The sequence below is a fragment of the Massilia sp. 01N410 genome, assembly GCF_056399665.1.
Map to the genome: position 1 here is coordinate 151,080 of NZ_JBFTRV010000004.1, position 24,441 is coordinate 175,520.

The following is a 24,441-nucleotide window of genomic DNA, read 5'->3' on the forward strand; positions in this document are numbered from 1 at the left end:
TTTCAGGCGTCCAGGCGGACCGCCCAGTCGGCGATCAGCTTGCGGTAGGCTTTGCCGACCGGCCGGATCTTGCGGTCCAGGTCGAACAGCCCGCGCGGATTGACCACGCCGCGCTGCTCGCGCAGTTCGATGTCCCAGTCGACCTGGTCGGTGACCGAATACCAGGTGAAGCCCGTCACCGCGACCCCGGCCCGCATCAGGCCGCGCACCAGCGCCCATTGCCTGGCCAGCCAGGCGCAGGCTTCAGTGCCCTGCGGTCCCTGGTCGCGGTTGGTCTCGGTATGCATCAGGGGCAGGCGGTAGCGCTCGGCGTATTCGCGGGCGATCACCGCATAGCCCAGCAGTTCGTCGACCGGATGCATGCCGCCGTCGGCCTCGACGTGGTGCTCGTTCGAGCGGTAGTAATCGGTGCCGAGGATACAATGCTTGCGCAGCGCATGGTTCTCGAAGAAGCGCAGCTCTTCCTCGCTCATGCCGTTGTCCAGCACGAAGCCGCGCAGCGTGGGTTCCAGCTCGCGCCCGTAATTGAGGTCGAGGGTAAGGAAGCGCCGCAGGTTGCGCGTCTCGGCGATCGGTTCGGCGTCCGGCTCGGTGGCGTGGAAGTATTCGCTGGACTCGCTCTGGATGAAGCGGGTACCGGGACGCAGGGCGCGGATCGCATGCATGGCCAGCAGGTTGGCCTTGACCAGGTGCTTGATGGCGGTGACGTAGGCATGCTCGTCGCTCAGCTGTTCGTTCCACAGGCCATAGAGGGCGGAGAAACGCGCGCACACATACATCTCGTTGACCGGCGTGAACATGTGGATCCAGGGATAGCGCTGGGCGAAATCGGCGGCATAGCGCGCGAACAGCTCGGGGAAATCCGGATTCTGGAAATTGCCGATCCAGTCCGGCACGCCGAAGTGGCAGAGGTCGGCGATCGGCTCGATGCCGAGGCGGCGCAGCTCGGCGAAGGCCTGGTCGGCGAAATCCCAGTCGTAGCGCTGCGGGGCCAGCCAGCTGCGGTGCAGGGGCACGCCGTAGCGCAGGGTGCGGATGCCGAGCCCGTCCGCCAGCGCGAAGTCGGTGCGCCAATGGGTGTAATGGCCGCATTCCTCCATCTGGTCGCGGCGGATGCGGCCGTGGCCGATGGTGGGGCTGCTGTTCTCGATCCCGCTGGCGAACTTGAAAGAGGAGGGTGGCGCCGTCATCGGCGTCCTCCGAGCGGCGGCTGCGGGGTGACGACGCCGGGCGGGACCTCGGACACGCTGGACAGCCCGGACAGCATCATGCAGTCCTGCAGCTCCTGCTCGAACAGCTGCAGCGCGCAGTAGACGCCGTCGCGGCCCTTGGCGCACAGGCCGTACAGGCAGGCGCGCCCGCTCAGGCAGGCTGAAGCGCCGAGGCCGAGGGCCTTGACGATGTCGCCGCCGGTGCGGATGCCGCCGTCGAACAGCACTTCGATGCGGCTGCCGACCGCCTCCGCGATCTGCGGCAGCACCGAGATCGAGGAGGGCGCGCTGTCCAGCTGGCGCCCGCCGTGGTTGGAGACGACAATGGCGTCGGCGCCGATGTCGAGGGCGCTGCGCGCGTCGTCTGGATGCATCACGCCCTTCAGGATCAGCTTGCGCGGCCATTCCTTGCGCACCCAGCGCACGGTGTCGAGGTCGAAGCTCGGGTCGAACTGGGCTTCGATCCACTTCGACAGCGAGCCCACCGAGCCGCCTTCCTTGATCTCGTGTTCGAGGTTGCCGAAGGTGTGGCGGCGGCTTCCCGCCATGCCGGCCAGCCAGCGAGGATGGGTCAGCATCTCCATCAGGTTCTTTGGCGTCAGCCGCGGCGGCACGCCCAGGCCTTCCTTCTCGTCGGCCCAGCGCTTGCCCTGGGTGTGCAGGTCGATGGTCAGCACCAGCGCCGAACAGTTGGCCTCCAGCGCGCGGCGGATCAGGTTTTCGTTGACCTTTTTATCCTTCATCAGGTAGAGCTGGAACCAGAAGGGCTTGCCGCTTGCCTCGGCCACGTCCTCGATCGAATTGATCGAGCAGGTCGACAGGCAGTAGGGCACGCCATAGTCCGCCGCCGCGCGCGCCGCCTCGCACTCGCCGTTCGGCCACATCAGCCCCGCCAGCCCGGTCGGCCCCACCGCCAGCGGGATGCGGGCGGGGTCGCCGGCCATGGTGGTGGCGGTGTCGCGCCTGGCCACGTTGCGCAGGCTGTGCTGGCGCAGCGCCAGGGCGCGCAGGTCGTCCAGGTTGCGCTGCAGGGTCAGCTGCTGCTCGCTGCCGCCGTGGATGTAGTCGAACAGCACGCCGGGCAGGCGGGACCTGGCCAGGGTTTCGAGGTCGAAGATGCTGGCGATTTTGCTCATGGCTTGGTCATGTCAGAGTTCTCCACGGGCGGCCAGGATGCGGATGCGGTCGCCGATGCGGCAGGCCAGTGCCTGGATCGTGAGCGAGGGGTTGACCCCGCCGCTGGTCGGGAACAGCGAGCCGTCGCAGACCCACAGGTTACGCACGTCCCAGCTGCGCCCGTCGGCGTCGACCACGCTGGTGTCGGGATCGAAGCCCATGCGGCAGGTGCCGAGGATGTGGCTGGTGTCTTCGCTGGTCCACAGGTCCTTGCCGCCCGCCGCCTCCAGCATCCGGCCCATGTAGCGGCGGGCATGTTCCTGCATGCGGCGGTCATTGTCGGAGTACGAGAATTCGACGTGGGCGATCGGCAGGCCATGCTGGTCGCGTTCGCCGGCCAGGATGACGCGGTTGCCGGGCCGCGGTTCGGTCTCGGCCACCGCCACCAGGCCGCTCATGTAGTTGTAGTCGAGCATGGCCTGGCGCAGCCGCGCGCCCCACAGCTGGCGCGAGGTGGCGACCAGCTGGGCCCAGGCGCGCGGCAGCGGGCCCTGGCTCATGAAGGCATAGCCGCCGGCGAAGTCCTTGCCTTCGTCGGCGTAATTCCAATGCTCGCAGACGGCCATGTTGGGCGGCCCCTTGTTCCAGCGGATTTCCTCGTCGAAGCGCGCCCACACGCCCGGTCCCGCATGGGTGGTCAGGTGGGTGCCGACCAGGCCGGAGCGGTTGGCCAGGCCCTGGGGAAAGGACGGGCAGCTCGAATTCAGCAGCAGGCGCGGGGTCTCGATCGCGTAGCCGGCCACCACCACGTTGCGCGCGCGCTGGAAGCGCCATTGCCCGCTGCGGCGGTAATGCACGCCGCTGGCCAGGCCATTCGCGTCCAGTTCGATGCGCCCGGCCATGGCGAGGTCGCGCACCTCGGCGCCGGCGCGCAGCGCGCGCGGGATCCAGACCACCAGCGCGCTCTGCTTGGCATTCGTCGAGCAGCCGAAGTTGCAGAAGCCGCGGTAGACGCAGGGCGGCGACTTGCCGCGCGGCGCCGACACCGTCGCCAGCGGCACCGCCGACCAGGCCACGCCCATGCGCTCGGCGCCGCGCGCCAGCACCAGGCCGGCGGCGTTCATCTCGTGCTCGCGGTAGGGATAGCGACGGTGCGGCGGGCCCCAGGGATAGCGCAGCGGGCCGGCAATCGCCAGCGCGTGCTCGGCTTCCTCGTAGTACGGCGCGATCTCCTCGTAGCTGAGCGGCCAGTCGAAGCCATAGCCGAGCAGGCTGCGCGAACGGAACCACTCGGGCCGGAAGCGCAGCGAGATCATGCTGAAGTGGACCGTCGAGCCGCCCACGCCCCAGCCTGAATTATTGCCGCCGAGGGCGATCGGGTCGTCACCGGAGGTCAGGCGTTCGTCCAGCCAGTACAGCTGCTGCTGGGCTTCCTCGTCGGAGGCGAAATCCTCGAGCGGGCGCCAGAACGGACCGGCCTCCAGCACGACGACCGAGAAGCCGGCCTCGGCCAGCTTGCAGGCGAGGGTGCCGCCGCCGGCGCCGGCACCGACGATGGCGAAGTCCACGGCGGCATCGTCGCGGTACTCGCGCATCGGCATCCAGCCCCCGCGTTCGAACACGTCGGGCGCGCGTCCTTGTCCGGTGCGTGGCTGGTAGTCCATCAGCCCGGGTCCTCCGCCTTGCCTGCGCGCGCCTCCCATGGGTCGCGGCTGTCGAATCCGAGGCGCACGTAGCCGCGCGGGCTGGCCGGGCCGCCGAACCCGATCTCGCTCCAGGACCAGGGGTGGGCGTAATAGATGCCGGCCGCGGTCTTGAGCAGCCAGTGCGTGAAGAAGCGTTCCGAATGCAGGGCCTGCCATTGCGGCGAGCGCACGTCCTGGTCCGCCAGCGCCTGCAGCACGGCATCCTGTTCCGCCGCATCGAGTGCCGTGAAGTCGCGGCCGTGGCGGCAGCGGGCCTCGTCGGCGAGGGCGGCGAGGCCCAGGCGCCAGCATTCGCGCAAGGGAGGCATGTCCGGATGGCGGAAGCCTTCGCCGCGATCGTCATGCAGCATGGCGTCGATCCAGGGCGTGATCGGGATCGGTTCGAGACGGTCCGGCTGGGGCAGCAGGTGCCGGTTGACGGCTTCCAGCAAGTCCCATTCGGCTTCGCTCAGGAAGCGGCGCGGTGGAACCTGGTCCAGGCGTTGGGCCAATACGCGCCGGGTGGTGTCGTCGAAGGAAGGGCTGTCCCACTTGGCCAGCACGTCGTAGCCGGGATAGCGGGCGTTGGTGTTCATGCCGCCTCCCGCCAGGCCGGCTCGCGGGCGCGCAGCGCCAGGGCGGCGCGTCCGGCCAGCGCCAGCGCGGAAAAGCTGGGCGGCGCCGGCAGCGGCGGGCCGCTCAGCAGGTTCTGGCTCCAGTTGCGCCAGCCGCCCATCTGGCGCGCGATCCCGAAGGCGTGGAAGGCGACGCCCCCAGCGCCCAGCCAGGCGGTGGCGGCCAGCCAGCCGCGTGCCAGGCGCGAACGCCTGCGCGATGGCGCCGCCGGCGCGCTCGCCGCTGCCAGCAGCGCGGCGCCGACCGGCGGCAGGCCGACCGGCAGCCACATCGCCGGGTTGTGGTAGGCGCCGCGGAAGTGCAGCAGTGCCGCTTCCATGCTGGTGCCGGCCAGGCCGGCCGCCGCCAGCATGCCGAGGGCGCGGCCGCGCGGCATGCCGGCCAGGGTCGGCTCGCCACGCCCGACCTCGCGCGCGGCCAGCCCGAGCAGGCCGGCCAGGGACAAAGCCGCCGGCGCGCCGACCGGCGCCGCATAGAACAGATTGCCCCAGGACAAGCCGCCGGGCCGGCGCAGCACGTTGTAGACGTGAAAGCCCAGACCCGCCACGCCGATCGCGCAGGCGGCGCCGAAGGGCAGGGCGGCCACGCGCCGGCCGGGTTGCCGCGCCGCCTTCGAGGCGCCGGCCAGGACCAGGGTGGCGCTCGCCAGCGGCGCGAACATGCCCGGGTTGTCGAAGCCGCCGCGATAGTGTTCGAGGGCGCTGTCGCTCAGCACCGAGGCGGCCAGCATCGCCGAGGACAGGTAGAGCTGGCCTGCGGCGCGGGTTTCGGCGTCGGCGGCGCGCGGCGCTGCCGGGGAGCGCACCGGGCGCACGGAACGCGGCCGCGAGCGCGCCGCCAGCACCGCCGCCAGGGCCAGGCCGAGGGTGACGGCGCCCAGCGCCCGCGCCCCCGGCCCGGACTCTGTGCGCGCCAGCCGGGTCACGGCTTTTCCTTGGGCAGGATGCCGCTCAGCACCTGGCGCGCGACCCCGGCCAGCATCGAGCCTTCCTTGGGATCGCCCTTGACGACGGTCTCCATGAAGGCCTTGGCCTGTTCCAGCGTGATGTGGGAGGGCAGCGGCGGCACTTCCGGATCGGTCCTGAACTCCAGCACCACCGGGCGGTCGGCGTGCAGGGCTTCGCGCCAGGCGGTGCGGACTTCTTCCGGATTGTCGCAATAGATGCCCTTCAGGCCGATCAGCTCGCCGAACTTGTGGTAGGGCACGTCGGGGATCTGCTGGGTGGCATTGAATTTCGGATCGCCTTCCATCACCCGCTGCTCCCAGGTCACCTGGTTCAGGTCGCCGTTGTTGAAGACGCAGACGATCCAGCGCGGATCCTTCCACAGGCGCCAGTACTTGGCCACCGTGATCAGCTCGGCCATATTATTCATCTGCATGGCGCCGTCGCCGACCATGGCGATCACCGGCCGATCCGGGTGCGCGAACTTCGCCGCGATCGCGTACGGGACCGCCGCGCCCATCGAGGCCAGGCCGCCGGACAGCGAGAACATCTGGCCGCGCCGCACCTTCAGGTCGCGCGCATACCAGTTGGCGCAGGAGCCGGAGTCGCTGGTGACGATGGCGTCGATGGGCAGCTGCGGTGACAGGTCCCAGGCCACGCGCTGCGGATTGATCGGATTGGCCGGCTGCAGGGCGCGGTTCTCGAGCAGCTTCCAGGAGTCCGCCACTTCGCTCTCGACGTGGCGGCGCCAGTCGTCGGCCTTCTGTTCCAGCAGGGGCAGCAGCAGGCGCAGGGTCTCGGCGCTGTCGCCATGCAGGTTGACCTCTGCCGGGTAGCGGATGCTGAGCATGGTCGGGTCGATGTCGATCTGCACCGCGCGCGCCTTGCCTTCTTCCGGCAGGAACTCGGCGTAGGGGAAGCCGCTGCCGATCATGAGCAGGGTGTCGCAATGCGTCATCAGGTCCCAGCTGGCCTTGGTGCCGAGGATGCCGATCGAGCCGGTGACCCAGGGCAGCTCGTCGGGCAGGACGCCCTTGCCGAGCAGGGCCTTGGCGGCACCGGCCTGCAGGCGGTCGGCCACGGCGATGACTTCGTCGGTGGCGTGCAGGGCGCCGGCACCGACCAGGATCGCCACCTTCTTGCCGGCGTTCAAGACCTCGGCCGCGCGCCGCAGGTCGGCCTCGTGCGGCACCACGCGCGGCTTGCTGTAGCCGATGCCGGACCGGACCGAGCCGTGCTTGCGCGGCGGATCTTCGTAAGGCAGTTCCTGCAGGTCGCCGGGAAGGATCAGCACGCCGACGCCGTTGCGCCCGAGCACCGTGCGCATCGCACGGTCGACCAGGTGGCGCACCTGGGACGGGGCCTCGGCCTCGTAGACGTAGTCGGCAACGTCCTGGAACAGGCGGTCCAGGTTCAGTTCCTGGGTGTAATGGGCGCCGCGCGCGGTGCGCGGGGCCTGGCCGCAGATCGCCAGCACCGGCATGTGGTCCATCTTGGCATCGTACAGGCCGGTCACCATGTGGGCCGCGCCGGGGCCGCCGGTCGACAGGCAGACGCCTGGCTGGCCGGTGAACTTGGCATGGGCGGACGCCATGAAGGCCGCCATTTCCTCGTGCCGCACCTGGATGAAGCTGATCTTGTGCTTGGACCGCTGGAGGGCGCCCAGCACCCCGTTGATGCCGTCCCCGGGATAGCCGAAGATGGTGCGTACGCCCCAGTCGTACAGGCGCTCGACGAAGAAATCACCGACGGTCTTGCTCATCCTTTCCTCCTTTTGCTCAATCCAGGCAGGCGCACGCCCAGCGCGGCGGCGCCCCACCGCCAGCCGCGGTGCTTCGCCGCCCAGAATTCCGGGCTGACGGTCCAGGCGCCGCGGTCGAAGCTGGCGTGGGCGGCGAAGGGCCGCGGCACCGGCTTCCACAGCTTGTCCGGCCGGTCGGCCGGAATCGCTTCATCGGTCTGCTGGCCGGCGATGCCGGTTCGGGCCCGGTAGCGGTCGAGCAGGTGGGGCACGAATTTCTCGGCCAGCACCGCGCCCAGGGTCGGATAGCCGAGGCAGATCTCGGCGCGCCGGGAATGCGCGGCCCAGTAAATGGCGCGACCGGCCACCTCGGGCCGGTAGCAGGCGGCGGTCGGCCTGGGATGGCGGTGCAGGGTGGTCTTGCACCACTCGAACTGCGGCGTGTTCACGCCCGGCATGTCGACGATGACGAGGTGGACCTTGCTGCGATCGTGCTCGCGTTCGGTGTGCAGGGCTTGCGTGAAGCCCTTGATCGCATGCTTTGCGCCGCAATACGGCGACTGCAGGGGAATCGAGCGGTAGGCGAGGGCGGAACCGACCTGCAGGATGGTGCCGCGGTCGCGCGCCCGCATGCGCTTGAGGGCCACCATCGCATTGTTGACCCAGATGGCTATCGGGCCCAGTTCCTGTTCTGCGCGCTCGGCGGCAGCGTCCGCCGCGCGGCCGATGCCCGCGTTCGCGCCGGTGATCACCACCACTTCTGCGGCTCGGTCCGGCATGCTCTCTCCTTGCGTTTGCCAGGAATGAGGGAAGCTTAGCACCGCGCGGCTTGACGCCACGTTCCGTTAGGTTTGTGCAAATGTTCCGGGCTTGAAGGGATTGCGATCGTTTAACTCATCGATATAGTCGTCGATCCCGCCGCTTTCCCTTTCCAGGAAGCGCTCGACCGCATCGGCAAACGAGGGATGCGCCAGCCAGTGTGCCGACCAGGTGCGGGTCGGCAGGAAGCCGCGCGCCATCTTGTGCTCGCCCTGGGCGCCGCCCTCGAACACCTGGATGCCCTGCTCGATGCAGAATTCGAGCGGCTGGTAATAGGCGGTCTCGAAGTGCAGGCAGGGCACGTGTTCGAGCGCCCCCCAGTAGCGGCCGTACAGCGTGGTCTCGTCATGCACGACCAGCGAGGCGGCGATCGGGTTGCCGTCGCGCTCGGCGATGACGAGCAGCAGATTGCCCGGCATCTCGCGCCCGATGCGGCGGAAGAAATCCAGGTTCAGGTAGGGCTTCGAGAAATGCTCGGCATAGGTGTGGCGGTAGCAGCGGGTGAAGAAGCGCCAGTCCTCATCAAGCGCGTCGACGCCGCGCACCCGGCGCATCGTGATGCCCGCTTCGGCCACCTTGCGCCGCTCGGCCCGGATGTTCTTGCGCTTCTTTTGCTCCAGGGTCGCCAGGAATTCCTCGAAGTTCGCGTAGCCGGCGTTCATCCAGTGGAACTGCACGCCGCTGCGCAGCAGGTAGCCTGCGTCCGCCAGCTGCCTGGCCTGCTCGTCCGGCGGGAACAGGATATGGGTCGAGGAGACATCGGCGGCCTGCTGGGTCGCGCGCAGCACCTCGACCAGGGCCGCGCGGGCGGCGTCGTCGCGGGCCAGCAGGCGCGGTCCCGTCACCGGCGTGAACGGAATCGCCGACAGCAGCTTGGGATAGTAATCCAGGCCGTTGCGCTGGTAGGCGTCGGCCCAGGCCCAGTCGAACACGTATTCGCCGTAGGAGTGTCCCTTCACGTAGAGGGGCAGGGCGGCGGCGAGTTCGTCATCGTCGTAGAGGGCGATGAATTGCGGCTGCCAGCCCGTTTCCGGCGTGGCGCTGCCGGATTCGTGCAGGGCGTGCAGGAAGGCGTAGGAAAGAAAGGGATTGGGGTTGTCTTGCCGGGCCAGCAGGCTGTCCCAGGCCCCCTGGCCGATCTCTGACAGAGAGGAAGCGATATGCGTGCGATAATTCAAGATGACTTCCGAATATGAAAAGCTGACTTCAATGGATAAGCGATTCTTCAACCTGTACTCGCACGATTTCGCGCGCGTGGCAGTCGCCAGTCCGCGTTGCCGCGTGGCCGACCCCGCCTTCAACGTCCAGGAAACGCTGCGCCTGGCGCGCGAAGCGGCAGACCAGGGCGCCGTGCTGGCCGCCTTCCCGGAACTGGGCCTGTCCGCCTATACCTGCGACGACCTGTTCCACCAGCGCGCCCTGCTCGACGCCGTGCTCGACGCCTTGCAGCAGCTGGTCGAGGCCTCGCGCGAGTTGCCGCTGGCCATGGTGGTCGGGGCGCCGCTGCGCCTGAACCACGTGCTGTTCAATTGCGCGGTGGTGGTGGCGGCGGGGCGCATCCTGGGCGTGGTGCCGAAAAGCTACCTGCCCAATTATGGCGAATTTTACGAAAGCCGGCAGTTCAGCGCGGCGGACAACGCGGCGGCCGACCGCATCACGCTGCTGGGCCAGGACGTGCCCTTCGGTCCGGAGCAGATCTTCGAGCTCGAGGGTGTGCCGCTGTTCCGCTTCCACGTCGAGATCTGCGAAGACGTCTGGGTGCCGGTGCCGCCGTCGTCCTTCGCGGCCCTGGCCGGTGCCACCGTGCTGGTCAACCTGTCGGCCTCGAACGTAGTGGTGGGCAAGAGCGGCTACCGCCACCAGCTGGTCAGCCAGCAATCGGCGCGCTGCCTGGCGGCCTATCTGTACACCTCGGCCGGCCTGGGCGAATCGACCACCGACATGTCCTGGGACGGCCAGTCCCTGATCTACGAGAAGGGCGACCTGCTGGCCCAGTCGCCGCGCTTCCTGCAGGACTCGCACCTGATCTTCGCCGACGTCGATCTCGAACGCCTGTCGCTGGACCGCATGCACACGACCACCTTCGCGCAGTCGGTGCGCCGGCATGCGGCGGAGGTCGAGCGCTTCCGCAGCACGCGTTTCGCCCTCGCGCTGCCGCTCGACAAAGACCTGCCGCTGGCGCGCACCATCGAGCGCTTCCCCTATGTGCCGGCGGACGGCAAACGCCGCGACGAGCGCTGCACCGAGGTCTACAACATCCAGGTCCAGGCCCTGCTGCAACGCCTGCAGTCGTCCGGCCACCAGAAGGTCGTGATCGGCATCTCGGGCGGCCTCGATTCGACCCATGCGCTGCTGGTCTGCGCCAAGGCCATGGACCGCCTCGGCCTGCCGCGTTCGAACATCCTGGCCTATACGATGCCCGGCTTCGCCACCAGCGAGCGGACCCTCCAGCAAGCGCGCCAGCTGATGGAAGTGGTCGGCGCCACCGCCCACGAGATCGACATCCGCCCGAGCTGCATCCAGATGCTGAAGGATCTCGGCCATCCCTATGCCGAGGGCAGGGAAGAATACGACGTCACCTTCGAGAACGTGCAGGCGGGCGAGCGCACCAGCCACCTGTTCCGGCTGGCGAACCACCACCATGCGATCGTGATCGGCACCGGCGACCTCTCCGAGCTGGCGCTGGGCTGGTGCACCTACGGCGTGGGCGATCATATGTCGCACTACAACGTGAACGCCAGCGTGCCGAAGACGCTGATCTCCCACCTGGTGCGCTGGGTGGCGGACACGCAGCAGATCGGTGAGAACGGCGCCGACGTCCTGATCAAGGTGCTGGAAACCGAGATCAGCCCGGAACTGGTGCCCGCCAAGACCGGTACCGGCAAACAGGCCGGCATCGCGCCGGCCGGCAAGCCGGCCCAGGTGACGGAAGACTTCATCGGGCCCTACGAGCTGCAGGACTTCAACCTGTATTACACGCTGCGCTACGGCTTCGCGCCGACCAAGGTGGCCTTCCTTTCGTACAGCGCCTGGCACGACCGCGATGCCGGTCCGTGGCCTGAAGGCGGCAGCCCGGCGCGCAACGAGTACGGGCTGGCGGCGATCAAGAAGAACCTGGGCATCTTCCTGTGGCGCTTCTTCAAGACCAGCCAGTTCAAGCGCTCCTGCGTGCCGAACGGGCCGAAGGTCGGCAACGGCGGTTCGCTGTCGCCGCGCGGCGACTGGCGGGCACCGAGCGATTCCGAAGCCACGGTATGGATGGAGCAGCTGGCGCGCATCCCGGACCAAGAATCAACCTGAAAGGAGAAAACCCCATGAAACAGATTACCTGCGTAATCAAACCCTTCAAGCTGGACGAAGTGCGCGAGGCGCTGGCGGAAGTGAACGTCACCGGCCTCACCGTGACCGAGGTGAAGGGCTTCGGCCGCCAGAAGGGCCATACCGAGCTGTACCGTGGCGCCGAGTACGTGGTCGATTTTTTGCCAAAGGTAAAAATCGAGGTGGTGGTCGACGATTCGATGACCGAGCAGGTGGTGGATGCCATCATCAAGGCCGCGCGTACCGGCAAGATCGGCGACGGCAAGATCTTCGTGCAGGAAGTCGAGCAGGTGATCCGGATCCGTACCGGCGAAACCGGCGCGGACGCGGTCTGAGCCCGCTTCCGTCAATTCGATCAAATCCGCTTGTCGTTCAGACCAGGCTCATGTTACATTTCCATTTTGAAATGTCACATTGGCCTGGGCGGCCATTCAGCATGCGGATGAGTCTACGGTGAAGCATATCCTGGTAGTCGACGATGAAGAAGCGGTAGGGTACGTGTTCGAGCGCTACCTGGCTATCAAGGGTTACCGGGTGTCGGTGGCTTACAGCGGAGAACAGGCGCTGGCGGCCTTCGAGGCCGACCGGCCCGACCTGGTGGTCACCGACTACAAGATGCCCGGCATGAACGGCGCCGAGCTGCTGCTGCGCCTGCGCGCCATCGATCCCGCCCTGCCGGCGGTCATGATTTCGGCAAATCCCATCGAGGTCGGCCCGACCCTGGAGGGCGTCCGCTTCTTCCCCAAGCCGGTGTCGCTGGAGACCCTGGTCGAGCATATCGGCACCGTCATCTGAGCCGCCTCAGCGCCCTACCTGCAGGTTGAACTTCCAGGTCAGCAGGCGCAGGCCGCTGATGAAGAAGGCGCTCGACCACAGCGCGAACTCGCGCGGTACGCCGTACATCCCCATCAGCAGGAACATCCAGCTGCCGAGGAAGGCGCAGATCGCATAGGGCTTGCCGTCGCGGAAGACCATCGGCACCTCGTTGCACACGATGTCGCGCAGCACCCCGCCGAAGATCCCGGTGATCACCCCCATCATCGAGGCGATGAACAGCGGCATATGGGCTTCCATCGCCGCCGATGCGCCCGCCACCGAGAACAATCCCAGCCCGAAGGCGTCGGCGATCACGATCAGGCGTTCGGAAACGATGTGCCGCAGGGTGCGCATCAGGGGCGAAGCCACCAATGCCAGTACGAAGATCAGGATCGCGTACTCCTGGTGCTGGACCCAGAACAGCGGTCTTCGGTCGAGCAGGATGTCGCGCAGGGTGCCGCCGCCGAATGCGGCGATGAAGGCGACGGTGAATACGCCGACCAGGTCCATGCGCTTGCGCCTCGCTTCGATGAAGCCGGAGAACGCGGCGACCAGGACCGCCGTGATTTCGATAATGGTGACCAGTCTCATGCAATGCGGGCAAGTGGCAACGTTGCTAGACTAACATGCCGAGCCCGACATTGGCTTAATCCTGAGCCGCGAGCGGCAGCTGCACCGTGAATATCACCGCGCTGGTGCCCTGGCCGCCGGCGCCGGCCTGGTGGCGGTAGGCGATCTCACCCTGGTGCTCGCGCACGATCTGCTGGGCGATATAGAGGCCCAGGCCCATGCCGGTGCGGTTGCGCGGATTGTTCAGCGAGCTGCGCTTGAAGGGATTGAACAGGCCGGACTCGATCTCGTGCGGGATCGGCGCACCGGCATTCGCGATGCAGACCTCTGCCCGGCCGTCGTCGCGGCGCAGCAGGATCTCGATCGGCTGATTCGGCTCGCCATGGTGGCGCGCATTGCTCAGCAGGTTGGACAGCACCTGGCCCAGGCGGCCGCTGTCGGCCATGACCACGGCCGGGCCATCGATCTTCAGCTCGTAGACGATGGTCGGGTAGGCCAGGCGGGCCTCCTCGACCATGTCCTCGACCAGCGCCGCCAGGTCGACCCGCTCCAGCGCCACGCCGAGGCCCATGCCGCGGTCGATGCGGCTCATGTCCAGCACCTGGCCGATCATGCGCTGCATGCGGTTGCTGGACGACTGGATGCGGCGTCCCAGGGTGCCGCCCTTGCTGGCGCTGTCGGTCTTTTCCAGCACGATGCCGGCCATGTTGATGGAGTGCAGAGGGTCGCGCAGGTCGTGGCCCAGCATCGCCAGCAGTTGGGCGCGCGTCGCTTCGGTCTGGGCGCGGCGCGCGTTCGAGACCCGGGCCAGTTCGCCCAGGGTCATGCGGGCATGGATCAGGACGCCATCTTCCCATTCGTGGGCGCAGCCGCGCACTGTTTCATGCCAGGCGTCGAAGGAGCCGCGCGGGGTCAGGCGTTCGCCCATCGGCCCGATCTGGCCGCTCTTGTCCGGCTTGCCGCCCCAGGCGACTTCCTCGATCTGTTCATGGCGCAGCAGCAGGCACCAGCCCTTGCTGGGCGGGTCGTAGGGCAGGCCCAGCATGCCGGACCACTTTCCCAGGCCTTCACGCGCCTCCTCGGGCCAGTCGGCGGAACATTGACGCACCAGCAGTTCGTGCACATTGTCCGGCAGGGTGGCGACGATGGCCTCGCCGCTGCCCTGGTCGATGCCGCGGCAGACCACGCGGTCGAACTGGGTCGCGATCATGGCCTGGGCGCGCGCCGCGACCAGCATGCCGTCGGCGTGCTCGATCAGGGCCTCGAGCGGATCTTCTTCCAGCAGCAGCGATTCGACCAGGCTGGTACGGACCTTGGCGGCGCGCTCGACCAGTTCGGCTTCCTCGCGCGATTCCAGGCCCTGGATCGTCGAGGCGATGACCTGGGCCAGCACGTCGGCCGCCATGCGGATCGAGTAGGGTACGCGCTTCGGGCCCATGTGGTGGCAGGCGAGCAGGCCCCACAGGCGGCCGTTGATGACGATCGACACGCTCATCGAGGCGCCCACGCCCATGTTCTGCAGGTACTCGACGTGGATCGGCGAGACGCTGCGCAGCAGCGCGAAGCTCATGTCCAGCGGCGCGGCGCCCGGTGCGCCGACCAGGGGCACGGCGTGATAGGTGACGTCGGCGATCATGCGCAGGGTGTTCAGCACGTACAGGCGGCGCGCCTGCGGCGGGATGTCGCCGGCCGGATAGCGCTGGCCGAGGTAGGGCACGAGGTCGTCGCGGCGCGCCTCGGCCACCACGTCGCCGCTGTCGTCGGGGCGGAAGCGGTAGGCCATCACGCGGTCGAAGCCGGTGAACTCGCGCACCTGGCGCACGGCGGTGTCCAGCAGGGCGTCCACGTTCTTCTGGCGGCGCAGGCGGTCGATCGAGGAGTGGGCCTTGATGGCGAACTGGGCGACGGTATCGGCGGCGACCTCGCGCGCCTCGAACTCGGCGATCACGCGGCCCTCGTGGGCATGCACGACGCAGTCGTATTCGGTGTCGCCGACGGTAATCGCGGCAACCATCGGCATGGCCTCGCCCTCGCTCATGCTGTCCAGCGATTCCTGGATCAGCTCGGTGACTTCGGCCGGCAGGCCGAGTTCGCCGAAGGGCTTGGCGAGTTCGAGATGGGCGGCGAGGGCGGCGGGGGCGTTTTCGGTCCAGCCTTCGACCTCGCCGGCGGCGGTGAAGAAGATCAGTGCTCCGTGCGGCTGGATCGAACCCGGGATGTGGATCGGTTCATCTGCACAGTTGAGCAGGTCGACACGCATCGGGGCGCCCATCGGCACCGGTGATCTTGACTTCAATTCGCATCATCCCTTCTCATGCAAAACCACCATGGTTTCGCTAAGAGTGCATCTTACAGGTTTCAAAGAAGGCATGCCGTGCGTTTTTCAACTTAACGCGACAGTGGAGGGCTTTTTAGCCCGAAGTAGACCAAAAATTTGAACAAATGTAAGACTTAGTCGTCATTTAGCGCAGGGCGCAGAAGGACGATGAGGGCGCCATGGCCGCCATCGGTCCGGCCGGCCACGCAGAAGGCGACCACCTCGGCGGTCTGCACCAGCCAGCTGTGCACCATGCCGCGCAGCACCGGCTCGCCGCCGGCGGAGCCGTAGCCGACGCCGTGGATGATGCGCACGCAGCGCACGCCATTCTTGCTCGATCGGCGCAGGAAGGCATCGACCAGGCGCCGCGCGAGGTCGCGGGTATGGCCGTGCAGGTCCAGCTCGTCCTCGACCTGCCAGTGGCGTTTTCTCAGCTTCTTGACGACGTCGGGGCCGACGCCGGGCGCCGACCAGCTGAGGGTGGGATCTTCGTCGAGCAGGCCGTCGACGTCGAACTGGTCGGACAGCATCGACTCGCGCAGCACCGCCTCGATGTCTTCCTCGTGCAGCGGCGGACGCTGCGGGCCCGGCCCGGCGGCGCGGCGCTCGGCCTCCTGCACCGGGCGCCAGACGTAGCGGTCCGATTCCGGCATCGGCTTGACGTCCTTGACGGCATCGCGGAACTCGACCGCGTTCGCCTTGTCGATGCGCTCGCGCCGTTCGCGCGCGGCCTGTTCGATGGCGCGCTGGCGCTGATCTTCCTTGAGCTGTTCGCGCAAGGATTTCAGGTCCGAGAAGTCTTTCAAGCCCGCCACATCGCCCTCGTAAAAACATGTCATTCCCGGCATTGCCGGAAATGACCCCCGCGCAGGCGGGGGGCCAAATAATAATTACTCCAGCGCTTCCAGATAACGCTGCGCATCCAGCGCCGCCATGCAGCCGGTACCCGACGAGGTGATCGCCTGGCGATACACGTGATCCTGCACGTCGCCGGCCGCGAACACGCCTTCGACGCTGGTCGCCGTGGCCATGCCCTCGGTGCCGCTGCGGGTCTTGATGTAGCCGTTGTGCATCTCGAGCTGGCCGTCGAAGATGCCGGTGTTCGGCTTGTGGCCGATCGCCACGAACAGGCCGTGCACCTTGATGTCCTTGGTGGCGTCGCCGGCGCTCGACTTCAGGCGCAGGCCGGTCACGCCGCTGGCGTCGCCCAGCACCTCGTCCAGGGTCTGGTTCAGCTCCAGCACGATCTTGCCTTCCTCGACCTTGTGCATCAGGCGGTCGACCAGGATCGGCTCGGCGCGGAACTTGTCGCGGCGGTGGATCAGGGTCACCTTGCTGGCGATGTTGGACAGGTACAGCGCTTCCTCGACCGCGGTATTGCCGCCGCCAATCACCGCCACTTCCTGGTTGCGGTAGAAGAAACCGTCGCAGGTGGCGCAGGCGGACACGCCCTTGCCCATGAATTCCTGCTCGCTCGGCAGGCCGAGGTACTGGGCCGAGGCGCCCGTCGCGATGATCAGGGCGTCGCAGGTGAACTCATGCGAATCGCCCACCAGGCGGATCGGCTTCTCGTTCAGGAAAGTCGTGTGGATGTGGTCGAACACGATCTCGGTATTGAAGCGCTCGGCGTGCTGCAGCAGGCGCTGCATCAGTTCGGGACCCTGGACGCCCAGCGGATCGCCCGGCCAGTTCTCGACGTCGGTCGTGGTCATCAGCTGACCACCCTGCTCGACGCCGGTCACCAGCATTGGGCTCAGGTTGGCGCGTGCGGCGTAGACGGCGGCGCTGTAGCCGGCGGGGCCGGAACCGAGAATCAGGACTTTGGCGTGTTTGCGAGTGGTCATTGCAGGAATTCGTCTTATTGGTAAGGGAAGGGAACTGGGGCTGAAAAGCCACTTTATCAAGGGGATATGTGGCTCACATTATAGTCGATGATGCACACGGGCATGAATCGTGGGCCCGCTTGGCAATATATCGCTTAGAATGGTCGATCTTTGTAAGTTCCCAGCAGCATCGGTTTCAATCAGCATGAGTAAGAATAGTCAATCGACAACTTCGACCTATACCCGCAAGCCTGCGCCGCCCCGGCAGCCGATGCCCAACCGGCTGGTGCGCTTGCTGTCGGAAGCGCGCTGGCTGGCCACCGCCGTGGCACTGCTGTATTTCGTCCTGATCCTGCTCAGCTATAACAAGGCGGATCCGGGCTGGTCGCACGAGAATGCGGTGCCCCACGTGGTCAACCTGGGCGGCCGCGCCGGCGCCTGGCTGGCCGACCTGCTGCTGTTCATCTTCGGCTTTTCCGCCTGGTGGCTGTGCGTCTGCTTCGCGCGCGCCGTGTGGAGGGGCTACCGGCGCCTGCACAACCGCTTCGTGATCGAGGCCGCCGAGCCGGAACCGGAGCACCAGGGCGAGACGGTGATCCGCTGGGTCGGCTTCGCCCTGATGTTCGCCGGCAGCGTCGGCCTCGAATACCTGCGCATGTGGACGCTGAAGGTGGAGCTGCCGCGCTCCCCCGGCGGCGTTCTGGGCCAGCTGATCGGCCATTCCGCCCACACCGCCTTCGGCTTCACCGGCGCGACCCTGCTCCTGCTGCTGCTGTTCGGCCTGGGCTTTTCCTGGTACTTCCAGGTGTCCTGGCTGGCGGTGGCCGAGCGCATCGGCGAATCGGTCGAGACCAGCCTCGCATGGTTCCGCCTGCGCTACGAAGACCGCGAAGACCGCCGCCAGGGCGAGGTTGCGGCCAGCCGCCGCGACGAAGTGGTGGTGAACGAGCGCGCCAAGTACGTCGAGAAGCATGCGCCGCCGGCCCCGAAGGCCTTGCCGGAGCCGGACGACGAGTCGGAGAACGCACCGGCGCCGGGCTTCCTGGCCAAGATGATGTCGAAGGTCGGCAAGGGCAAGGCAGAGAAGGCGGAGACCAAGGGCGAGGCCAAGCTCGAGCCGCGCGCCGAGCCGATGCTGGAAGACGAGGTCGACGAGGATGGCGTGGTGACGCCGCGTGCCCCGGCGCCGCGCGAGCCCGCGTTCGCGCCGCCTGCCGCCGCCGAACCTGCGCCGCGCGCCCCGGTATCGGCATCGGCCGCCGCGCCGGCGCCGATCAAGATCGAGCCCCAGGTGACCAGCGTGCCGCGCTCCGAACGCGCCGAGAAGGAAAGGCAGAACAAGCTGTTCGAAGGCATGCCGGGCGATTCGACCCTGCCGCCGCTCGGCCTGCTGGACGATGCGCCGCCGGCCCAGGAATCGGTGGCCATCGAAACCCTGGAATTCACCAGCCGCCTGATCGAGAAAAAGCTGTCCGACTTCGGCGTCGAAGCCAAGGTGGTGGCCGCCTATCCGGGCCCGGTCGTGACCCGCTACGAGATCGAGCCGGCCACCGGCGTCAAGGGCAGCCAGATCGTCAACCTGGCGCGCGACCTGGCGCGTTCGCTGTCGCTGACGTCGATTCGCGTGGTCGAGACCATCCCCGGCAAGAACTACATGGCGCTGGAGCTGCCGAATCCGAAACGCCAGATCGTGCGCCTGACCGAGATCCTCGGCTCCAAGGTCTACGGCGACAGCGCTTCCAGCCTCACCGTCGCGCTGGGCAAGGACATCGCCGGCAAGCCAGTGATCGCCGACCTGGCCAAGATGCCGCACCTGCTGGTGGCGGGTACCACCGGTTCCGGTAAGTCGGTCGGCATCAACGCGACGATCCTCTCGCTGTTATATAAAGCTGACCCGGACGATGTGCGCCTGATTCTCATCGACCCGAAGATGCTGGAGATGTCGGTCTACGAAGGCATCCCGCACCTGCTGGCGCCGGTCGTGACCGACATGCGCCAGGCCGGCCACGCCCTGAACTGGGCGGTGAACGAGATGGAGCGCCGCTACAAATTGATGAGCAAGCTGGGCGTGCGTAACCTGGCCGGCTACAACGGCAAGATCCTGGAAGCGGCCAAGCGTGAAGAGCACATACCGAACCCGTTCTCGCTGACCCCGGACGCGCCGGAACCGCTGGACAAGCTGCCGACCATCGTCATCATCATCGACGAGCTGGCCGACCTCATGATGGTGGTCGGCAAGAAGGTCGAGGAACTGATCGCCCGTATCGCGCAGAAGGCGCGTGCCGCCGGTATCCACCTGATTCTGGCGACCCAGCGTCCGTCGGTGGACGTGATCACGGGCCTGATCAAGGCGAACATCCCGACCCGTATCGCGTTCCAGGTGTCGTCGAAAATCGACTCGCGCACCATTCTCGACCAGATGGGCGCCGAGACCCTGCTGGGCATGGGCGACATGCTCTACATGCCGCCGGGTACCGGCCTGCCGGTCCGCGTGCACGGCGCCTTCGTCTCCGACGACGAAGTGCATCGAGTTGTAAAACATCTGCAATCGACGGGCGAACCGAATTACATTGAGGGCATCCTCGAAGGCGGCGTGGCCGAGGAAGGCGGCGCCGACGGCGCGGTGGCGGGCGAGGGCGGCGGCGAATCCGACGCCCTGTACGACCAGGCCGTGCAGGTCGTGCTGAAGAACCGCAAGGCCTCGATCTCGCTGGTGCAGCGCCACCTGCGCATCGGCTACAACCGCGCGGCGCGCCTGATCGAGCAGATGGAGCAGAGCGGCCTGGTGTCGCCGATGCAGTCGAACGGCAACCGCGACATTCTCGTGCCTGCGACCAGCGCCGAATAACGTACGTCGCGTTTGCGTAGGGTGGGCACGCCGTGCCCACGCGGGCGCATGCGTCGTGCCAACGTAACGCGTGGGCACCGGGTGCCCACCCTGCAAGGAACATATCGATGAAGAATATGACGCTGAAATTTTCCCTGGCCACCCTGCTGGCCGCAAGCTCGCTGGCCCTGAGCGCCACCGCCTCCGCCAGCGCCCTCGAACAGTTCAAGAGCTTCGTCGCCGGCACCAAGTCCGCCCGCGGCGACTTCATCCAGACCCAGGTCCGCAGCAAGGCCGCCACCGGCAAGGCCCAGCCGGCATCAAGCGGGACCTTCGTGTTCGCCCGTCCCGGCAAGTTCATCTGGACTTACCAGAAGCCCTACGAGCAGGTGCTGCAGGCCGACGGCGAGACCCTCTATGTCTACGACAAGGACCTGAACCAGGTCACCACCCGCAAGCTCGGCAACGCCCTGGGCAGCTCGCCGGCCGCGATCCTGTTCGGCAGCAACGACCTGGAAAAGAACTTCACCCTGGTCGAAGCCGGCACCCGCGACGGCCTGGAATGGATGACGGCGACGCCGAAAGCCAAGGACACCACCTTCGAGCAGATCGGCATCGGCCTGAAGGACGGCGTGCCGCAGGCGATGGAGCTGAAGGATTCCTTCGGCCAGACCTCGGTGCTGAAGTTCACGAACTTCCAGCGCAATCCGCAGCTGGGCGCCCAGCAGTTCAAGTTCGAGGTGCCGAAGGGCGCCGACGTGGTGAACCAGTGAGACACGGCCTTGCGCTGCTGACGGCGGCGCTGGCCGCCTTTCATGCAGCGCCGGCCGCCGCCCGGATACCGCCGCCGCCCAAGGCCTGCGCCGCCGCGGAATACCCGCGCGAGGCGGTGCGTTACGAACTCGAAGGCATCACGACCCTGCGCTACCGGCTGGCCGCGGACGGCCGCGTGAGCGAAGTCCAGGTCGCCAGCTCGAGCGGCTGGGCGCTGCTCGACGATGCCGCCATCCGCACCATCCGCTCCTGCAGGTTCACGCCCGCGGAAGCCGCGCGCACACAAGGCGCGGCGCTGCCGGTGCAGTACGTCTGGCGCCTGAACGGCGGCGGTGTCCTGCGTCCCCACCTGGTGCCCGGCAGCTGCCCCGCGAGCGGCCGCTTCGCTGCCTTCCAGCCCTACGAGAACGCGTCCAGCGGTCCGGACGGGGTCAAGGTTCGCTTCCTCGTCGACGGCGCCGGCCAGGCGCGCGGCGTGAAGCTGGAAGGCGCCAGCCTGCCGCCGGAGAGCGCCGCCGCCCTGGTCAGCTATGTCGAAAGCTGCCGCTTCGGCTTCGACCCGGCCGTCAAGGGCGAGCGCACCGATACCGCCTACGGCCGGGTTTTGTTCCGCTGAGCCGCCGCACCGGCTACCGGCCGCGCGTCCATCGGCTACACTAAGCACATGGACAACCACGATTTATTCAAGGCCGAACCTTCGCCCCCGCTGGCCGAAGCCCTGCGGCCCCAAACCATCGCCGAGGTCATCGGCCAAAGCCATCTGCTGGGCCCGGGCAAGCCGCTGAACCTGGTGTTCCAGTCCGGCCGCCCGCACTCGATGATCCTGTGGGGTCCGCCGGGCGTCGGCAAGACGACCCTGGCGCGCCTGACCGCGAACGCCTTCGACTGCGAATTCATCGCGCTGTCGGCGGTGCTGTCCGGCGTGAAGGACATCCGCGCCTCCATCGAGCAGGCCGAGCACTACCTGGCCGGCGGCAAGCACACCATCCTCTTCATCGACGAGATCCACCGCTTCAACAAGTCGCAGCAGGACGCCTTGCTGCCGTTCGTGGAGAGCGGACTCGTGACCCTGATCGGCGCCACCACCGAGAATCCGTCCTTCGAAGTCAATTCGGCGCTGCTGTCGCGCTCCCAGGTGTATGTGCTGAAGGCGCTGAACGACGACGAGATGCGCCAGCTGTTGGCGCGCGCCCGGGAGCGGGTGCTGCAGAACCTGCAGTTCGACGAGGTGGCGGTCGACACCCTGGTCGGCTACGCGGACGGCGACGCGCGCCGCTTCCTCAACCTGCTCGAGCAGACCAAGACCTCGGCCGACACCGCCGGCGTCACGCGGATCACGCGCGAGTTCGTCGAGAACGCGCTGACCCTGAACGCGCGCCGCTTCGACAAGGGCGGCGACAACTTCTACGACCAGATATCCGCCTTGCATAAATCGGTGCGCGGCTCGCATCCGGACGCCGCCCTGTACTGGCTGTGCCGCATGCTGGACGGCGGCGCCGATCCCAAATACCTGTCGCGCCGTATCGTGCGCATGGCCTGGGAAGACATCGGCATCGCCGACCCGCGCGCGATCCAGCTCGCCAACGACGCCGCCGAGACCTTCGAACGCCTCGGTTCGCCCGAGGGCGAGCTGGCGCTGGGCCAGGCCGTGATCTACCTGGCGATCGCGGCCAAGAGCAATGCCGGCTACAACGCTTTCAACGCCGCCATGGCCTTCGTCAGGAAGGACAAGTCGCGCGAAGTGCCGGTCCACCTGCGCAATGCGCCGACCAAGCTGATGAAGGAACTGGGCTACGGCCACGCCTACCGCTACGCCCACGACGAGCCGCACGCCTACGCGGCCGGCGAAACCTATCTGCCCGACGGCATGCCGGAGCCGGGCTGGTACCAGCCGGTGCCGCGCGGCATCGAGGCCAAGATCGCCGAGAAGATGGCCTGGCTGCGCGGCCTGGACGACGAGGCGCGCGACGGCGGGGACGGCGGAAGCTGAGCACGCTGCGGGCGCCGGAAAAGATCGCTTTTTCGCGTTTCATCCCGCATTTCGTGCGCTTTGTCGCATCTCGATGGAGTCCGAGGAGGGGAGTGGCTACAGTACCACCATACCGAAGCACCTCAACCAGACACTACACCAAGGACACCATCATGAAACTGCTCAAGAACCTCGAAGCCACCTTCCTCGTCGCCGCCGTCGTGACCAACTTCGCCAGCTACGCCGTCGCCTCGGCACAGGCACCGGAAGCGATGCGCGCCGCCCCGGTCGCCGCCGTGGTGAGCCCGGCCGTCAAAGCCGAAGTCAACCCGAAGGTGCCGGTGGTCGTGGTCAGGGCCCAGCGCCTGAGCGCCGCCGAAAAAGCGGCACTGAACTAAAACATTCCGAGCTGATTCTGTAATCGATCGATTACAAACTCGCGGACCTGGAGCTGTCGGCTTGGTACAATTGCGCATTCGATAAAACCAATCGCAACGCAAACCCCGACATGATTGACATCCAACTTCTCCGCAAAGACATCGACAACGTTGCAGCGCGCCTCGCGACCCGCAAATTCCAGCTCGACGTCGCCGGCTTCAATGCCCTCGAAGCCGAGCGCAAGGCGATCCAGACGCGCACCGAAGAACTGCAGGGCAAGCGCAACAGCCTGTCCAAGCAGATCGGCATGCTGAAGGGCAAAGGCGAAGACACCAGCGCCGTGATGGCGGAAGTGGCCGGCATCGGCGACGAACTGAAGGCCAACGAAGTGGCCCTGGCCCAGGTGCAGGAGAAGGTGGCGCGCTTCATGGAAGCGATCCCGAACCTGCCGCACGAGTCGGTGCCGGTCGGCCAGGACGAATCGGGCAACATCGAAGTGCGCAAGGTCGGCACGCCGCCTACCTTCGACTTCGAAGTGAAGGACCACGTCGACGTCGGCGCCCCGCTGGGCCTGGACTTCGACACCGCGACCAAGCTGACCGGCTCGCGCTTCTCGGTCATGAAGGGCGGCATCGCTAGATTGCACCGCGCACTGGCCCAGTTCATGCTCGACACCCACACCGGCCAGCACGGCTATACCGAGTGCTACACCCCCTACATGGTCAACGCGGATTCGCTGCGCGGCACCGGCCAGCTGCCGAAGTTCGAGGAAGACCTGTTCGCCGTGAAGAAGGGCGGCGCGGAAGGCGAGGGCGAGAACTTCTACCTGATCCCGACCTCGGAAGTCTCGCTGACCAATATGGTGCGCGACGAGATCGTGGCGCTGGACTCGCTCCCGTTCAAGGTCACCGCCCACACCCCGTGCTTCCGCTCGGAAGCCGGCAGCTACGGCCGCGACACCCGCGGCATGATCCGCCAGCACCAGTTCGACAAGGTCGAGCTCGTGCAGGCCGTGCACCCGGAAAAATCGTACGAAGCGCTGGAAGAGATGGTCGGCCAGGCCGAGTTCATCCTGAAGAGCCTGGGCCTGCCTTACCGCGTGATGGCGCTGTGCACCGGCGACATGGGCTTCGGCGCCGCCAAGACCTACGACCTGGAAGTCTGGCTGCCGGCCCAGAACACCTACCGCGAGATCTCGTCGCTGTCGAACACCGAAGCCTTTCAGGCCCGCCGCATGCACGCCCGCTTCCGCAATGCCCAGGGCAAGCCGGAACTGCTGCACACCCTGAACGGCTCCGGCCTGGCAGTCGGCCGCACCCTGGTCGCCGTGCTGGAGAACTACCAGCAGCTTGATGGCAGCGTGGTGATCCCGGAAGTGCTGCGTCCTTACATGGGCGGCATCGAGCGCCTCGTTCCGGCTGCCTGAGCGGCTGCGTAAATAGCTCTTCCGTTTTCGCATCAGGCTGCTATAATGTGGCCTCTCGCGAATACAGCGAC

At 67.2% G+C, this 24,441-nt stretch carries 21 protein-coding genes; 9 read left to right on the forward strand and 12 right to left on the reverse strand.

Annotation, left to right across the window (positions count from 1 at the left end):
• Positions 1 to 2: 2 nt before the first annotated feature.
• From AC1DOP_RS07355 to AC1DOP_RS07390, 8 genes are all read right to left on the reverse strand, one after another.
• Complete coding sequence (locus AC1DOP_RS07355) at positions 3 to 1,190, reverse strand: family 1 glycosylhydrolase (protein WP_477250638.1); 1,188 nt, start codon at positions 1,188 to 1,190, stop codon at positions 3 to 5.
• The gene (locus AC1DOP_RS07360; RefSeq protein WP_442123062.1) at positions 1,187 to 2,347 is read right to left on the reverse strand and encodes an alpha-hydroxy acid oxidase; all 1,161 of its coding nucleotides are present in this window, start codon (positions 2,345 to 2,347) and stop codon (positions 1,187 to 1,189) included. Before AC1DOP_RS07360 ends, AC1DOP_RS07355 begins: the two co-directional genes overlap by 4 nt.
• A 12-nt stretch (positions 2,348 to 2,359) precedes the next feature.
• Positions 2,360 to 3,991 carry a GMC family oxidoreductase gene (locus AC1DOP_RS07365; protein ID WP_477250639.1) on the reverse strand — a complete coding sequence of 544 codons (1,632 nt, stop codon included), beginning with the start codon at positions 3,989 to 3,991 and terminating at the stop codon, positions 2,360 to 2,362.
• The gene (locus AC1DOP_RS07370; protein ID WP_477250640.1) at positions 3,991 to 4,608 is read right to left on the reverse strand and encodes a gluconate 2-dehydrogenase subunit 3 family protein; all 618 of its coding nucleotides are present in this window, start codon (positions 4,606 to 4,608) and stop codon (positions 3,991 to 3,993) included. The genes AC1DOP_RS07365 and AC1DOP_RS07370 overlap by 1 nt, the downstream gene beginning before the upstream one ends.
• Positions 4,605 to 5,501: a hypothetical protein gene (locus tag AC1DOP_RS07375; protein ID WP_477250737.1), complete on the reverse strand. Its 897-nt coding sequence runs from the start codon at positions 5,499 to 5,501 to the stop codon at positions 4,605 to 4,607. The genes AC1DOP_RS07370 and AC1DOP_RS07375 overlap by 4 nt, the downstream gene beginning before the upstream one ends.
• A 68-nt stretch (positions 5,502 to 5,569) precedes the next feature.
• Positions 5,570 to 7,354: a thiamine pyrophosphate-requiring protein gene (locus AC1DOP_RS07380; RefSeq protein WP_477250641.1), complete on the reverse strand. Its 1,785-nt coding sequence runs from the start codon at positions 7,352 to 7,354 to the stop codon at positions 5,570 to 5,572.
• On the reverse strand, positions 7,351 to 8,112 hold the full coding sequence (locus AC1DOP_RS07385) for an SDR family NAD(P)-dependent oxidoreductase (RefSeq protein ID WP_477250642.1): 762 nt from the start codon (positions 8,110 to 8,112) through the stop codon (positions 7,351 to 7,353). The genes AC1DOP_RS07380 and AC1DOP_RS07385 overlap by 4 nt, the downstream gene beginning before the upstream one ends.
• 66 nt (positions 8,113 to 8,178) lie before the next feature.
• Positions 8,179 to 9,330, reverse strand: coding sequence for a GNAT family N-acetyltransferase (locus AC1DOP_RS07390; RefSeq protein WP_477250643.1), 1,152 nt, complete (start codon positions 9,328 to 9,330; stop codon positions 8,179 to 8,181).
• 31 nt (positions 9,331 to 9,361) lie between these two features.
• On the opposite strand from AC1DOP_RS07390, the gene AC1DOP_RS07395 reads away from it, so the two are divergent.
• The 3 genes from AC1DOP_RS07395 (at position 9,362) to AC1DOP_RS07405 (ending at position 12,265) form a co-directional block, all read left to right on the forward strand.
• Positions 9,362 to 11,452 (forward strand): NAD(+) synthase, encoded by a 2,091-nt coding sequence (locus AC1DOP_RS07395; RefSeq protein ID WP_442123228.1) that lies wholly within the window; start codon positions 9,362 to 9,364, stop codon positions 11,450 to 11,452.
• Between the two features lie 14 nt (positions 11,453 to 11,466).
• On the forward strand, positions 11,467 to 11,805 hold the full coding sequence (locus tag AC1DOP_RS07400; protein ID WP_477250644.1) for a P-II family nitrogen regulator: 339 nt from the start codon (positions 11,467 to 11,469) through the stop codon (positions 11,803 to 11,805).
• Positions 11,806 to 11,923: 118 nt separating this feature from the next.
• Positions 11,924 to 12,265: a response regulator gene (locus AC1DOP_RS07405; protein ID WP_442123226.1), complete on the forward strand. Its 342-nt coding sequence runs from the start codon at positions 11,924 to 11,926 to the stop codon at positions 12,263 to 12,265.
• Positions 12,266 to 12,271: 6 nt separating this feature from the next.
• Here AC1DOP_RS07405 and AC1DOP_RS07410 read toward each other — a convergent pair whose 3' ends face one another.
• The 4 genes from AC1DOP_RS07410 to trxB form a co-directional block, all read right to left on the reverse strand.
• Positions 12,272 to 12,877 carry a trimeric intracellular cation channel family protein gene (locus tag AC1DOP_RS07410; RefSeq protein ID WP_442123225.1) on the reverse strand — a complete coding sequence of 202 codons (606 nt, stop codon included), beginning with the start codon at positions 12,875 to 12,877 and terminating at the stop codon, positions 12,272 to 12,274.
• Positions 12,878 to 12,932: 55 nt separating this feature from the next.
• Positions 12,933 to 15,152, reverse strand: coding sequence for an ATP-binding protein (locus AC1DOP_RS07415; RefSeq protein WP_442123224.1), 2,220 nt, complete (start codon positions 15,150 to 15,152; stop codon positions 12,933 to 12,935).
• 155 nt (positions 15,153 to 15,307) lie between these two features.
• Positions 15,308 to 15,988 (reverse strand): Smr/MutS family protein, encoded by a 681-nt coding sequence (locus tag AC1DOP_RS07420; protein ID WP_477250645.1) that lies wholly within the window; start codon positions 15,986 to 15,988, stop codon positions 15,308 to 15,310.
• A 75-nt stretch (positions 15,989 to 16,063) separates the two neighbouring features.
• Positions 16,064 to 17,017, reverse strand: a complete 954-nt coding sequence (trxB, locus tag AC1DOP_RS07425) for a thioredoxin-disulfide reductase (RefSeq protein ID WP_442123222.1) — start codon at positions 17,015 to 17,017, stop codon at positions 16,064 to 16,066.
• A 184-nt stretch (positions 17,018 to 17,201) separates the two neighbouring features.
• Here trxB and AC1DOP_RS07430 point away from each other — a divergent pair, with 184 nt between their 5' ends.
• From AC1DOP_RS07430 to serS, 6 genes are all read left to right on the forward strand, one after another.
• Positions 17,202 to 19,844 (forward strand): DNA translocase FtsK, encoded by a 2,643-nt coding sequence (locus tag AC1DOP_RS07430; protein ID WP_442123221.1) that lies wholly within the window; start codon positions 17,202 to 17,204, stop codon positions 19,842 to 19,844.
• 107 nt (positions 19,845 to 19,951) lie between these two features.
• Positions 19,952 to 20,596 (forward strand): outer membrane lipoprotein chaperone LolA, encoded by a 645-nt coding sequence (gene lolA, locus AC1DOP_RS07435; protein WP_442123220.1) that lies wholly within the window; start codon positions 19,952 to 19,954, stop codon positions 20,594 to 20,596.
• Positions 20,593 to 21,213 (forward strand): energy transducer TonB, encoded by a 621-nt coding sequence (locus AC1DOP_RS07440; protein WP_477250646.1) that lies wholly within the window; start codon positions 20,593 to 20,595, stop codon positions 21,211 to 21,213. The genes lolA and AC1DOP_RS07440 overlap by 4 nt, the downstream gene beginning before the upstream one ends.
• A 48-nt stretch (positions 21,214 to 21,261) precedes the next feature.
• The gene (locus AC1DOP_RS07445) at positions 21,262 to 22,587 is read left to right on the forward strand and encodes a replication-associated recombination protein A (protein WP_477250647.1); all 1,326 of its coding nucleotides are present in this window, start codon (positions 21,262 to 21,264) and stop codon (positions 22,585 to 22,587) included.
• A 152-nt stretch (positions 22,588 to 22,739) separates the two neighbouring features.
• The gene (locus AC1DOP_RS07450) at positions 22,740 to 22,964 is read left to right on the forward strand and encodes a hypothetical protein (RefSeq protein WP_442123217.1); all 225 of its coding nucleotides are present in this window, start codon (positions 22,740 to 22,742) and stop codon (positions 22,962 to 22,964) included.
• A gap of 110 nt (positions 22,965 to 23,074) precedes the next feature.
• On the forward strand, positions 23,075 to 24,370 hold the full coding sequence (gene serS / locus AC1DOP_RS07455) for a serine--tRNA ligase (protein WP_442123216.1): 1,296 nt from the start codon (positions 23,075 to 23,077) through the stop codon (positions 24,368 to 24,370).
• Positions 24,371 to 24,441: the final 71 nt, after the last annotated feature.

Bases quoted from the DNA above. Each gene is read 5' to 3' on its own strand.
- AC1DOP_RS07410 (WP_442123225.1), bottom strand. From the start codon at position 12,877: ATGAGACTGGTCACCATTATCGAAATCACGGCGGTCCTGGTCGCCGCG.
- AC1DOP_RS07430 (WP_442123221.1), top strand. From the start codon at position 17,202: ATGAGTAAGAATAGTCAATCGACAACTTCGACCTATACCCGCAAGCCT.
- serS (WP_442123216.1), top strand. From the start codon at position 23,075: ATGATTGACATCCAACTTCTCCGCAAAGACATCGACAACGTTGCAGCG.
- AC1DOP_RS07450 (WP_442123217.1), top strand. From the start codon at position 22,740: ATGAAACTGCTCAAGAACCTCGAAGCCACCTTCCTCGTCGCCGCCGTC.
- AC1DOP_RS07445 (WP_477250647.1), top strand. From the start codon at position 21,262: ATGGACAACCACGATTTATTCAAGGCCGAACCTTCGCCCCCGCTGGCC.
- AC1DOP_RS07355 (WP_477250638.1), bottom strand. From the start codon at position 1,190: ATGACGGCGCCACCCTCCTCTTTCAAGTTCGCCAGCGGGATCGAGAAC.
- AC1DOP_RS07370 (WP_477250640.1), bottom strand. From the start codon at position 4,608: ATGAACACCAACGCCCGCTATCCCGGCTACGACGTGCTGGCCAAGTGG.
- AC1DOP_RS07400 (WP_477250644.1), top strand. From the start codon at position 11,467: ATGAAACAGATTACCTGCGTAATCAAACCCTTCAAGCTGGACGAAGTG.
- trxB (WP_442123222.1), bottom strand. From the start codon at position 17,017: ATGACCACTCGCAAACACGCCAAAGTCCTGATTCTCGGTTCCGGCCCC.
- AC1DOP_RS07385 (WP_477250642.1), bottom strand. From the start codon at position 8,112: ATGCCGGACCGAGCCGCAGAAGTGGTGGTGATCACCGGCGCGAACGCG.
- lolA (WP_442123220.1), top strand. From the start codon at position 19,952: ATGAAGAATATGACGCTGAAATTTTCCCTGGCCACCCTGCTGGCCGCA.
- AC1DOP_RS07395 (WP_442123228.1), top strand. From the start codon at position 9,362: ATGGATAAGCGATTCTTCAACCTGTACTCGCACGATTTCGCGCGCGTG.
- AC1DOP_RS07380 (WP_477250641.1), bottom strand. From the start codon at position 7,354: ATGAGCAAGACCGTCGGTGATTTCTTCGTCGAGCGCCTGTACGACTGG.
- AC1DOP_RS07365 (WP_477250639.1), bottom strand. From the start codon at position 3,991: ATGGACTACCAGCCACGCACCGGACAAGGACGCGCGCCCGACGTGTTC.
- AC1DOP_RS07360 (WP_442123062.1), bottom strand. From the start codon at position 2,347: ATGAGCAAAATCGCCAGCATCTTCGACCTCGAAACCCTGGCCAGGTCC.